This window comes from Gardnerella piotii (genome assembly GCF_003397585.1).
Classification (GTDB): Bacteria; Actinomycetota; Actinomycetes; order Actinomycetales; family Bifidobacteriaceae; genus Bifidobacterium; species Bifidobacterium piotii.
Map to the genome: position 1 here is coordinate 289,006 of NZ_QJUV01000001.1, position 12,536 is coordinate 301,541.

Annotated in this window: 7 protein-coding genes; 6 read left to right on the forward strand and 1 reads right to left on the reverse strand. The window is 45.4% G+C overall.

All coding sequences use genetic code 11. The features are described 5' to 3' along the window. Positions 1 to 134: 134 nt before the first annotated feature. The 6 genes from D0T20_RS01305 (at position 135) to D0T20_RS01330 (ending at position 11,696) form a co-directional block, all read left to right on the forward strand. The gene (locus tag D0T20_RS01305) at positions 135 to 2,588 is read left to right on the forward strand and encodes a hypothetical protein (protein WP_116438190.1); all 2,454 of its coding nucleotides are present in this window, start codon (positions 135 to 137) and stop codon (positions 2,586 to 2,588) included. Positions 2,589 to 2,897: 309 nt separating this feature from the next. Continuing rightward, positions 2,898 to 4,688: a SpaH/EbpB family LPXTG-anchored major pilin gene (locus D0T20_RS01310; RefSeq protein WP_020973469.1), complete on the forward strand. Its 1,791-nt coding sequence runs from the start codon at positions 2,898 to 2,900 to the stop codon at positions 4,686 to 4,688. A 385-nt stretch (positions 4,689 to 5,073) separates the two neighbouring features. Further along, positions 5,074 to 5,991 (forward strand): class C sortase, encoded by a 918-nt coding sequence (locus D0T20_RS01315; RefSeq protein ID WP_198684149.1) that lies wholly within the window; start codon positions 5,074 to 5,076, stop codon positions 5,989 to 5,991. Positions 5,992 to 6,189: 198 nt separating this feature from the next. Then, complete coding sequence (locus D0T20_RS01320; RefSeq protein WP_162862653.1) at positions 6,190 to 7,608, forward strand: FHA domain-containing protein; 1,419 nt, start codon at positions 6,190 to 6,192, stop codon at positions 7,606 to 7,608. An 18-nt stretch (positions 7,609 to 7,626) separates the two neighbouring features. Continuing rightward, a complete protein-coding gene (locus tag D0T20_RS01325) occupies positions 7,627 to 11,496 on the forward strand; it encodes a helicase (protein ID WP_116438191.1) in 3,870 nt (1,289 codons plus the stop codon). Further along, a complete protein-coding gene (locus D0T20_RS01330) occupies positions 11,493 to 11,696 on the forward strand; it encodes a hypothetical protein (protein WP_115756943.1) in 204 nt (67 codons plus the stop codon). The genes D0T20_RS01325 and D0T20_RS01330 overlap by 4 nt, the downstream gene beginning before the upstream one ends. Before the next feature lie 39 nt (positions 11,697 to 11,735). Here the strand turns inward: D0T20_RS01330 and D0T20_RS01335 are convergent, their stop codons facing one another. Then, positions 11,736 to 12,464, reverse strand: coding sequence for a CpaB family protein (locus D0T20_RS01335; RefSeq protein WP_116438192.1), 729 nt, complete (start codon positions 12,462 to 12,464; stop codon positions 11,736 to 11,738). Positions 12,465 to 12,536: the final 72 nt, after the last annotated feature.

Below are 12,536 nucleotides of genomic sequence, written 5' to 3' on the forward strand. Positions count from 1 at the left end.
GGGGGGGGGTATATTGTTAAAGGTTTATGATAAGTGCCCATTTACTGGCCGTAGTTAGCAGATGATTATTTAATCTGTAAGTTTTGCATTTTGCTTTGCAAGCTTAGTAAATACGCGGAGAGGGAGGTGTGCCGATGCGTAATTTACATTGCAGTGGCCGTTTCCTTCGATTTTTGCGTTCAATTGGCGCTAAAACAGCGTGCGCTCGCCGCGCGATTGTTGCGCTTTTTGTTGTTGTTGCTACTATTCTTGCCACATTTATGATTATGCCATCCGCCTCTATGGGCGCTAGCTCGCAAAATGAATCTAATCAGGAGCAAACTCAGTCGCAAACTAAGAGCGAAAATGCTGAGCCTAAGGTTGAGCAGGATGTTAATACGGCTGAAAGCAAAGCTGATGCAAAAGACAGGGCTTCTGCAAGCGGCGAAAATGGTGAGTCTAAATCTGCCGACCTAAGAGCTGTGGAGTCTGTAAATCCGCAACCTTCTACCAATCCAGATGACTCTAATGCAGACCACGCCCAAAACGTTGACTCAGAGAAAAAGCAAGGCGCTGCCAAGGAAGACGCAAATAAGAACCCTAATCAAGACGTTAAAAAAGACGCTGCTGAACGCGCCCAAAAAGAAGAATCTGCAAATAAATTGCGTCGGCAAAAGCGTGAGCTGGGCAACACTCGCGCCGCCGCTGGCGGTGATGATTTTCCAGCAGAGTGCAAAAAGGTTGGATCTCTCGCAAAATGTTATAAAGTCAAGTACGAGCCTCATTTTAGCGATAGCGGTAAGATATCTGTACGCGGTCAAAAGTTTTCTGTAGATCCGACTTTTAAGTATGTAAAGGGAATAAAAGGAAAGGCTAAAAAAGATTTCGTTACAGGATTTGAGCTAGAGAAACTTATGGTTTCTAGAAGCGAAGAAGCAAAAAATAATGGTCTTGTTACCTTAGATTCTAAAACTGGCAAAATTACTGTATATGCCAATAAGTGGTTGAAGGATTCAAACTATTATGCGTATGTAAAAGTGATGTATTCGGATGGCTCGTACACTACTAATTTTGATTGCCCTACTGATGACGCAAAATGTGTTAAAGTTACTAGACCACAAGTAAGACTTTCATTTTCGGTTGCTCGTATAGAAGGCGCAAAAGGAGACTTATCTCTAAAGGTTTACAATCACCAGGACTCTAAAGGTCGTTCCGAAGTGCAAGACACGAACGGTGTTACTTTTACTTCGGATGATAAAGGGAACTTTAGCTCAATAACTCCGATTTTTATTGACACTAAATCTACTAAAAAGCCAAATCCTATTTATCATCGCATGATTTGCCATAGAGACGACCAAAGGCCAGAGATTGGCTATACCTTAAATAATGTTGATGGTTTGAAGCTTAGAAATACAAACGATGCAACACTACTCGATGAAGATGATGAAAGCGCGGAAGGTTACACATTCCAAAAGCAGTGGGATCATGCTTTGGGTGAGCGCCCAGGTGAAGAATCAGCTAAACCCTATACAGTGTACGAGAGTGATCTTTTTACGGAGCGCTCCCAAAGCTGGATTACTGGCACTCCTAATGAGACTGGTGATTTCACATGCAGAGTGTTTGCTTTTAATGATGCCGATTTTACTCCAAATAAAATTTCAGTTGGTAGCTATGTAAAGCTATTTAAGTTAAACACTGAAAATCTTGATGATAGTAAACTACGGTCTATCTTTGAAAATCCAGTGAAGGCTTTTTATGCGGACGCTGAAAACGGATATAAAGACAAGCAAAAAACCATCGACTGGGACGTTAAGACACTTAAGATTAAGGTTAGAAAGAAAGAGGGATTTAAAGAAAAGCTTAGTCTAAAGGTGTATCCGTTTGATGAAGCAGGTAATAACGCTATTGACGCAACAGGTACCTTAGTCCCAATTGATAACGATTCCACTATTTCTTTGATGAAGGGAGTCGAACTTAGGCCACTTGTTGAAGCTACGTATAACGGTAGTACTGGTTACGGTAGTACTGGTAATACAGGTATTAATCTTTCTATGTATTGTTCAAAGGGACAGCCTGATTCTTCTACCAAGAAACTTGAATACAAAAATTGGATGAATTCTGCGCCGTTTACTTTTCCAGATGTTGATAATAGCACATCAGCCAATGGGCAGCGTAAACGCTTTTTTGATAGCACAACTGCGCCTTGCGACGCGCATGATGGCACTTCTGATTGCACGACTATGACGGACAGCTACGCAATCTTTAAGCCAACGGAAGCTGGAGATTACAAGTGTATTGTTTACGCATATAAAGACGATATTAAAGCTCCTACTATTGTTCAACCAGATGGGACTCTCAAGGCGATTACGCCAGATGATATGGAAAAAGCTTTATTCGCCCAGAAAAAAAATAAAGACGTAGACTACGCAAAGTTGGCTATTAACATTCACGTGCCAGAAAAATTTACTCTGCCGCATACGGGTGGGCAGAATTGGAACTTGCAGCTGGGCGCTCTTGCTGCCGTAATGGTGAGCGTGCTCGCTGCTGGATTTGTTATAAGTCAAAGTGAAGCATGCAGAAAGCTACTTTACGAAAGGCGGCGATGCTAATGTGAAAGCTGCCTACGTAATAAAGTTGTGCGCGCGTATTAGTGCAGTGCGCGTAGCAAAAATAAAAACATAATTAGATTAACTAAACCAAGATATTCTAGCAGATATTCCAGGTAGTCAAAAACAAAACAAACACACAAACACAAACAAGTGCCGAATGGGTACAAACAAGTGCTTAGCAAGTACAAATAAGTGCTTAGCAAGTACAAATAAGGCTCAATCGGTACGCAAACACACAGTAAACACAAAAACACAAAACACAAGTAACTTACTCAACTGCTCTTAGAAGCATCGAGTAAAGGAGATAATATGAATAAACTAACAAAAAAGTGCGTTGCGGCGATTGCGTCGCTCGCGATGGCTGGCACGCTGTGCGTTGCTGGCGCCGTAACAATGGCAAGCGTTGCGTGGGGTGTGCCTAAGCCTCCATTAAAACAAGCAACTGGTGATCCTGCAGATGCGCCGTGGTGTAAGAAGAAGGATGGTGGCGCATGCGATAATCTAAAGACCGAAGGTACTTTAACGATTAAAAAGTATAAGTACAAGGAGTCCACTGACGGCAACCACCAGGGTGATGGTCTTGATGGTGCAAAGTTTACGCTTACTAAGGTGACTAAGATTGATAATGTTGATCTTAACTACAGTGAGTTCTCCGCCTGGTCTACGATTGCTGGCGTAGTTGACAAGCTGAACCGCGGTGATGCTACTGGCGCAAAGCTTAGTTTTGGTTCTGGTGACGGCAATGTTTATAATGCAGAAACCAAAAATGGTGGTACTGCAACAATCGCAAACCTCCCAGTTGGCTTGTACAAGGTTGTTGAAACTCCTCCTGCAGGCTATGGTGCTGCGGATATGACAGAGTTCTACATAACAATGCCTTTGATTGGGTCTATGACTTCGGCTGGTGCTACTAAGGCTACCACCTTCAATTGGAGTCCAGAAATCAGTCCAAAGAATAAGGATCTTTCTAAGAGTTTTAGCAAGAAGCTAGACGACGGTAAAGGTCACAACTCTGTTCTTGCAAAAGATGGTACGCTTGACTACACAATTAAAGCAAAGGTAAACCGCACTAAGTCTGGCGATTTAACTAAAGACGACATCAGTGGCTTTGCCGTGTTTGATGATTTTCCTACTGCTGCATTTGGAACAAATGTTGAGAGCAGTGCTGTTAAGTCTGTGAGTTTTGGTGATGGTGATGATGCTGAACTTACTTCAAATACTGACTATGAAGTTTCTATCGTGAAAGCTAGCTCTGAAGCCGACGGCAAGAATCTTGAATCTGGCCGAAATCGTATCTTAGTTAAGTTCAAGGATCCTGGCTTAACGAAGATTGCCACTAAACTGAACGGAGCAAAAAATGGAGATCCTGACGTAAAGGTGAACATTGAGCTTACGCTTAGCGATGAATACAAGAACGGCAATGCTCCTGCTAAGGATCAAAAGAGTACAGAAAATACTACAGTCGTAAATAAGTCTGGTTTCTTCCCAGCAAGCCCTAAGGGCACACCAGATGCAAATAAGCCAGACCCAATTGTTTCTGGTGATGATGAAGGCACTTCTACTGTTAAGTACGGCTGGTTTGACGTGTTCAAGTACGATGCAGCAGACGAAGGCAAGGATACCAAGACTGGCCTTAAGGGTGCTGAGTTTAGGCTTTTCAACACCAAGGAGAAGGCGGAAACTTGCGCTCAGGCACTTACTGTTGAGAAAACTAGCGTTGATAGTATTACTAATTGCAACGCTGCTTCTTCTACGTTTAAGGGTGATGAGGCTACAACTCAAGAAACTACTGGTAAATTGAATGCGCCTGTTAAGGTTCAAGCTGGCACAAACATTTACCTTGTTGAGGTTAAAGCTCCAGAAGGCTACATTCGCTTGCCTAAAGTTAAGGCTGTGAATGTAAAAGAAGGTGAGACCACAACTGTAGAGTTCTCTAACACAAAGAAGAGCTCTGAAAGCAATTGGGCGTGGTTCAACCTTCCTGCAACTGGTGCTACTGGTGTGATTATTTTCGCGCTTGCTGGCATGGGCTTGATTGCAGCAAGCGTGTTCCTCTACATGCGCAATCGCAAAGAAGAAGAACAGCAGGCAAAAGCCTGATTGGCTTAGATAACCAGCGTTGATTAAACGTTCGGTTTAGCGTTAAAAAGATTTAGGCACTTTGTACCAGAAGACACGCCGCAGCGTTTGAAACAAAATGCATTGAGTATTTTGTTTCTACGCTGGCGCGCTCTGGTACAAAGTGCTCTAATCTTTTTGCCCGCTATGCAGATTGCGCAAATACGCCAAACTAGGTAGAGATTCGAGATTTTTCGCCGCTATCGAGGCGTGCCGTTCGCGCGGTCTGAGCGCTATTCCTTACGGCTATTAGTAGCCGTAAGGCTGATTTGGCATGTAAAGTCCACTGGACTTTACATTTGAGCCAAATCACGCTTTGAAGGAGCTTGAAATGCGTTATGCAATTTCAAGCTCAGTCAAAGCGCCCATGCAAGTAGATTCGCGCATTGGAGTAGGAATGAAAGCTAAGAAAAAGAAAAGCCCTTTGCGTCGAGCGCTAGAGCCAGTGGTCTTGGCAGTCGCCGCAATCCTATGTTTTACGTACCCAGTGGCATCTACGCTTTGGAACAATCACGCTTCGAAGCAGCTTTCTGCAATTTACGACAAGCTTAGTCGCGAGCAGCCTAAAGATGCGCGTGCGATTAGCTTAGATAAGGCTCGCAAGTATAACGCGCATCGCAGCGCGATTTTTACGGCGGATCCGTATAACGGAACGGAAGATTTTAAGAAAACACCCGAGTATAAAAAGTATGATAGCGTGCTGGATGAGCCAATGGGCATTATGGGAATCGTGAAAATCCCGAAGATTGGCGTTAAGCTGCCGATTTATCACGGCAGTTCGCAAGATGTTTTAGCGTACGGCGCGGGTCACCTATATGGCACGGATTTGCCAGTAGGCGGCAAAAACAGGCATTCGGTTATTACGGCGCACACGGGTTTGCCGCATGCCACTATGTTTGACGACTTAATTTACCTTAAAAAAGGCGATTTTTTCTATTTGGATATTCAAGGCGAAACCTTAAGATACAAGGTGTTTCGCATTAGCGTTGTAGAACCTAACGACATCAGCTTGTTGCAGCGCGAGAAGGGGCGTGATTTGGTGACTTTACTCACTTGCACGCCGTACGGTGTGAACTCGCAAAGGCTGCTGGTAACGGGGTATCGCGTGCTGCCCGATCTTGTTAAGGCGCCAGACGACAAGTTGCAGTGGCCGCTTTGGATGACGCTGTTTGTTATTGCGCTTGTTGGGTGCGCGGTGATTCTTGCGACTATGGTTGTTACAGATGCTAAAAGAAAGCGCGGCAAGCTTGATTTACACGCTAAGCATTTATCGATTCTTGCTTAAATCTGCTTTATTTTCCGCTTTTTGTACCATATTTTACCCAAATCACGTACAAAAAGCGGAAATAGTCGACGCATTTTGTACCATATTTGACCCAAATCACGTACATTTTCGGGAAAGATTGCGCAATCGCCATTAGCGCAATATACACAAAGCATGACACAATAGTGTGTAGTGTGTTTTTTGAAGGGAGCAGGTTCCGTGAGTGTTCAACAAACCTTGCAGCGCTGGATGATTACGGTAGGTGGAGTGGAGCAGGCACGCGTTGGCGCGGGTCAGTCTGTGGAGATTGGCAGGAAGCCTATACGCCCTTTGCGCGAAGATGGTTTTATGCGCGTAGACGTTGTAGACAATAAGCGCTCTATGTCTAAAAGGCACGCGCTTTTTATTGTTGATGCAAGCGGCGCGGCTACGATTCGCGATTTAAACTCTACAAACGGAACTTACTTGGTTAGCGAAAGCGGCGACTTGCTGCGACTAGACCCAGGCGTTGATTTCCACATGCCAGACAGCATTGTTCGCATGCAATTTGGCGACGTTCCAGTTGATTTTGTGCGCATTGAAGAAAAGGCGCCGCAGGGAAGTGATGCGGGTGCGCAGCCAGTGCGCGATTTGTTCTCTTACGCGCCAGATAATGATATTAAGGAGCCAGACGCTGCGGATTTGTCGGTAGATGATATTCTTGACATTCGCGCGGGGGAGCCAACGGGAGTGTTCCATGCGCAGTCGGTTTCGCGGCCTGATTTGGTTTGGGATAGTCAAAAGCGGCTTAATGATGCTGCTGCGGCGGATGACCTTGGTAGTGCTTCGGCGGCGGATGCTGGTGCGGATGCGGATGATAATGCGGATAATAATTCTGCTGTAACTTCTGCTGAGCCTTCAAGTGTTGCGCCTTCAAGTGTTGCGGATGTTGCAAGCGTTCTAGATGTTGCAAGCGTTGCAGAAAGCGTTGCAGAGCAAATTAAGCCTGTTATTGCAGGTCAGGTTGTTTTGCCTGTTGTTCGAGATGAGTTTAAATCGCCTGTGGAACCGCGCAATTTATTTGACGATGCTGCAAATAACGATGTATCTAGTAACGATGTTGCTAGTAATGATGTATCTAGTAACGATGTTGCTAGTAATGATGTTGATAGTAACAATGATGCTAGTAACGATGCTGCTACTAACGATTCTGTAGATAATGATGTATCTACTAACGATGCTGTTACTAACAATGATGCTACTAACGATGATGCTAGCGATGTAAGCAATTCTAGCAATGTAAGTGACGCTAACAACATAAGCGATGTAAGCGCTACAATCGCAAGCGATTCCGCGCAATTTACACCAGCTTTTGAGCCAGGATCCGTGTTTGAAAAAGTTTCAAATGGCGAATTTAGCGCTCGCAAAGAAGTGGTTTCCGCTGGAGGATTTACATCGGAAGAAGCGCAAAAAACAGACGATTTTGCCGAGCAATTTGAGATGGCAAAGTACCAAGAGTTGCTGCCATTCTTGGCAATGAACACAAATTTGTACGACGATTTGTATGCGTGGCTTTCGGCGCAGGGGAACGCAGACGTGGATCAAGCGTTGGCGCAAAATAGCGGATACAGCGCGTATCGCAATGCAATCGGCTTGTAAACAAGGGAGTTGAGTAGTATGAGCGATAATCAAAATGACTTTATGCACAGCCAGCAAGGCCAGGCAAGTCAGTTAAGCCAGCAAAATCAGCAAAATCTTTCAGACAAGCCAGACCAGGCAGACCAGGCTGCGCCTAGCCAATCTGCACAATCTTTGCGCGCCGAGAAGCTCGAGCGCATGAATAAATGGTATGAAAAATACAAGTCGCAGCTTGCTCCATCTCCGCTAGAAGACATAACAAAACTTTGTGCGCAACTAGAGTTGACTCACGCGCATCCTTCGGGAATCGCTCAGCTGTTTGCCAGTGGAAAGGCCGCTCTTCAAGCGCTTTTCCGTGATTCGGGAATGCTGCGCGCGGCAGGTAGAAGGCTAGACAGAGTTTTTGAAGACAGAGACAACAAAGCGCACGAAAATGGCGTTTCGGAGCTTTCGCTTGTTGTTGGAGTTGCGTCTTGGAGTGGAAATCATGTGCCAGTTTTAACATACCCAGTACGCGTTTTGCGAGAAGCTGGAAAAGACGAGACGGCTGCAACGATTTACTTTTCGGGAAACGTTCGCCTAAACCACGCTCTTGTTCTTAGATTGCAAGAAAGAGGCGTACACCTTAGCGAAGACGCGCTTTTTGATGGCTCAAACTACCAGAGCGGCACGCCAGAAACATCCGCAGTTTTTGACGCGATTTGTGCTGCTGCGCAAAGAGTCTTCCCAGATTTCGACATTGAGCGAGATATTGTGCTCGGTTGTTTTACGGACTCGGGATCTAGATTCTTAGCAGAAAGCGGCCAGATTTTGCGCGCGCTTAAGATGGGGAACGTTGGAAATACAATGATTGACGCGATTGCGGGAGATGATATTGCCGTTGAATCGCTGGGTGCAAAAGCTACTTCCGACTATTCTCCACTAGATGCAGACCCACACTACGAATACGAAGTTGGCGATGTTAGTAACGCTGTGCGATACGCTGCAGGAATGGCGGCAAATGGCTCTTCTTTGGCAATAGACGCAGATGCTGGATGTGATTCCGCTTTAATCGCAGCTGCAATCTCTTCGCGCTGCGTTCTTGCAGGAAAGTCCGTTTTGTACGTTCCAAACGTTATGGAGCAGCAGCGCAGATTCCGCCACGCTCTTAGCGCAAACGAGATTTCTTCTCTTTCTCTAGACGTTTCGGATTCGCATCTTGCAAAGCACGTTGATGCGCAGCTTATAGCGGCCGTTGGGTCTCGCCAAAGCGTTGCTTCTAGCCGCTTTGAGCAAGTTTGCGACGAGCTTGTTGGCGTTAAAACGCGATTAAACCGCTACTTGGGAGATTTGCACGGAGTAAACGAGCGATGGGGCGTATCCGCTTATCAGACGATGCAAAATCTTGCAGGAATCGCCATGCTGCCTACGCATCCTTGCACGCATGTTCGTCTTAGTGTAGATGCTGCGCGCTCGCTTTCTGGTCATTTAGACGAGTGGGCGCAAAAGCTGCACGAGGTAGATTCTCTTGGTGAATTTACTACTAATGCCGAAGATACGCCGTGGTTTGGTGCTTCGCTGTTTAGCGAGAACGAGGCTGTAACAGTGTATCAGCGCGTTGTAGACGTTCTTACAAAGCTTTTGCCAGCCGCGCGCGAGCACGTTAAGTCAACTGTGCAAAATTGCGGTTTCCCTATTCCTTCTACGGCGCGAGAATGGGGTAGGCAGGTTACGGTTCTAAAGAATCTTCGCCGCGTTTTAGACGTTTTCCAGCCAGATATTTTTGAGCGCGATCTTAACGCAATGATTGAAGCGAGCAAACCTAAAGCTGTTCGCAAGCGCGAAGGCACGCCAATGGGCTTTTGGGAGCGCAGGCATCATATTAAAGAAGCGCGCAGCCTTTTGCGTGTTGGTGCAAAGGTAGACGATCTTCACGAAGCGTTAAAGATTGTTGCCGCGCAAGCTGCGCAATGGCGTACTTTTGTGCCTCATGGTGGTTGGCCAGTATTGCCTCCTAAGCTAGACGAAATCGTTAGCACGCAGGAGCTTTTAGACCGTAATCTTGTAGCGCTTAACGCTGTGCTTTCTACAACGCGCCTTGGCGCAGACCTTGAAAACATTGAGTTTACTAAGCTTGACGAGCGCTTACAAGCTTTGCACGATAGTCGCGAATCCTTAGATACGCTACCAGGTAGGTGTGTTATTGAGCGTGAATTGCGCGGCGTTGGTTTAGAAGATCTTGTTTGCGACTTGCGTAGGCGTAAAGTTACGGGCCAGGCCTTAGATGGCGAGCTTCATCTAGCTTGGTGGACTACCGTTTTTGAAGATATTGTTAATTCTTCCGAGATTATATCTAATCAAGACGGTTCCGCGTTGCAAGACGCTTCCGATCGTTTTGTGCAAGTAGACACAGAGCACGTGCGTTCCGTAGGGCCAATGGTCCAGCAAGAAGCACTTAAAAAGCTTTGCGACTTGCTTTTTGCGCGTTCTCAAGAGGCAAATCAGCTTCACACTGCTCTTGCAAGCAATGGTTCGGGTGTAACTTTTGCTAAGTTGATGAACTCCTACCCAGATTTGCTGCTTGCTGCTAAGCCGATTCTTGTTGCAATGCCGTCTACTTTAACTATGATGACTGAGTTTAAGCCGATTGTAGACGTTGTGATTATTGATTCTGCAGAACATATTAACAACATTGAGCTGCTTAGCATTCTTGCGCGCGCACGCCAAGTCGTTGTTATTGCGCACAAGCAAACTGTTAGCTCGCAAAGCGTAAGTGACCTTATTAGTGTTTTGCCTACTGTTTGCGTTAAGTCGCGAGCAACCAGGCGTTCCGCGTATCTTGCCGATTTCCTTGAAAATCACGGCTACGGCGTGCTTAGACACGATGTTCCTGTAGAAAAAATGCAAGGCAATGTTAAGCTTCATCAAGTAGAAGCCGCTGGCGTTCCAGTTATGGCAACTGGTCTTATTGAAAGCAGCCAGCGCGAGATTGACGAAGTTGTGTCTTTGATTAAGCAGCGCGCTAAGACTTTTAGCGTTGTTCCTTCTAGTTACGTGCTTGCAGTTGTGACTCTTACAAGCGTGTTTAGAAACAGGCTTGGAGCGGAGCTTAAGGCGTTGGCTGTTAAAGACGAAAATATGGGTAGATTCCTTAGGCATGTACGACTTGTAAGCGTAAATGAAGCTGTTGGTGCATATGCAACGGATGTTATTCTTTCGCTGTGCTACGCAAAGACTTCGCACGGAAGGCTTTTGCAGCAGTTTGGAGTTTTGGAAGAAGAGGGCGGAAAGTCCATGCTTCTTGACTCCTTGGCTTTGGCTCGCAGAAACTTGGACATTGTTTGCGCATTTAAGTCTAGCGATATGGAAGATGATCGTTTGCATCAAGACGGACCTAAGCTTCTTAAGGATTTGCTTACTTGGGCGCAGAATTTGGACGATGATCCAGTTGATAAAGTAAATACAGCGGTTGCTGGCGATTCTAGCGATGCTGGAGATGCTGGAGACGCTAGAGACGCTGGAGATACTGGAGACGAGGGTAGCGAGGTCGAGCCTACTAAATCGCAAGCTGCTGGCGATTTTTCCGCAAACGGCTTTAGCAACGTTTTGTTTGCTGATTTGGCAGAACGAATTCGCTCTCGCGGCCTTAATGTTGCAGTAAACTACGGTTTTAGTGAAGATCATAGTATTCCTCTTGTTGTTGGCTTGCCAGATAAGCCGTTTGCTTTGGCTGTTCTAACCGACGACGCGAGTTTTATGAGCCTTGAGTCTACTCGTGAGCGCAATCGCATACTCGCTCAAGATTTGGAATATCTTGGCTGGTCTGTTATGAACGTTTGGAGCGTTGGAGCATTCGTTAATCCCGAAAAAGAAGTTGAGCGAATTGTTTCTAGAATTGGCGAGCTTTATAAAAGCGGCGAGCAGCAATGAGCGAATACAACGCTAATCGCAGGTGTTCTAGGGGCCATTCGCGCGTGGTTCGTAAAGGGTCGGAGCTTTTTGACGCGGACGGCGTAAAGCAAGAGTCGGGCGACGCTCAAACGATTGAGCAGCGCGCAAAAGATGACGATAATCGTATTCTTAGCGAGCTTCCTCCTCATTGGGCGGTTTTTAGCGAACGCGGTAGATAAACTTTGCATAGCGGCTGGCATGCGTTTATTTATTGCTTGCTAGTTTTGTACAGCTATTACTGCAAGGTTTGGAATAATCGCTTGCGTGTTTATGATTTGCAACGCGTTTTCTGCTGGCATTGCCAGCAGTGCGCTTTGCGCAGAATTGTTTATGTTAACAACGATTACGTTGTGAACAAGCGAAACGTTTTTGTCTTGCAAAGTAATGTTATCGGAAAAACTGGCGTCGCTAGATGTTTCTATTTGTGTTGGATTTGTTGAATGATTGGCTGTATTTAAGCTGTTTGGAACTTTGCTAAACGCTATAGAAATAACGTCTCCTGGTGCAAGGCTGGCGCTGCTGCTTGCAAGATTAACCGAAATTGTTGTAAAGCCAGGCGGAATTTTTGTTTGCTTTGTAACTTGATTGCTAAAAATCGGCGTTCCGTATTTAATGTTGCATGCAGCAATAATCGCGTTTTTAGTGGAATTGCTTATAGAAGTGTAGTTAAGAACATTGTTAAAAACGCTACTTTTAGGAACATTAACGTAATGCAGGTCGCTTTGCTTAATTACGCTGCCTTTTGCTATGTTTCTAACGGCTACTGGCACACTTTGAGTAGCTTGAAACGTTGAAATAAGGTGTATTGAAAACAATGTTGCAACACTTATAAAAAATATTGAAAGCATGTTTAAGGTTTGCGCCTTTTTTCTGCGCTTTATAAGCTCTACTGGCACCTTATTTTCCGTGTTGTAGCCAACTGTTTTTAGTAAAAATGATGTACGCATATAAGCATCATTTATCGCGCGGAGCGCTTTTGCAAGCTTTTTTGTGCAATGTGGTTAAAGGCTAGCTTAGAT

What these genes read in the sequence shown, in the direction of transcription:
- D0T20_RS01325 (WP_116438191.1), top strand. Translation starts at nt 7,627, where the DNA reads ATGAGCGATAATCAAAATGACTTTATGCACAGCCAGCAAGGCCAGGCA.
- D0T20_RS01335 (WP_116438192.1), bottom strand. Translation starts at nt 12,464, where the DNA reads ATGCGTACATCATTTTTACTAAAAACAGTTGGCTACAACACGGAAAAT.
- D0T20_RS01315 (WP_198684149.1), top strand. Translation starts at nt 5,074, where the DNA reads ATGCAAGTAGATTCGCGCATTGGAGTAGGAATGAAAGCTAAGAAAAAG.
- D0T20_RS01330 (WP_115756943.1), top strand. Translation starts at nt 11,493, where the DNA reads ATGAGCGAATACAACGCTAATCGCAGGTGTTCTAGGGGCCATTCGCGC.
- D0T20_RS01305 (WP_116438190.1), top strand. Translation starts at nt 135, where the DNA reads ATGCGTAATTTACATTGCAGTGGCCGTTTCCTTCGATTTTTGCGTTCA.
- D0T20_RS01310 (WP_020973469.1), top strand. Translation starts at nt 2,898, where the DNA reads ATGAATAAACTAACAAAAAAGTGCGTTGCGGCGATTGCGTCGCTCGCG.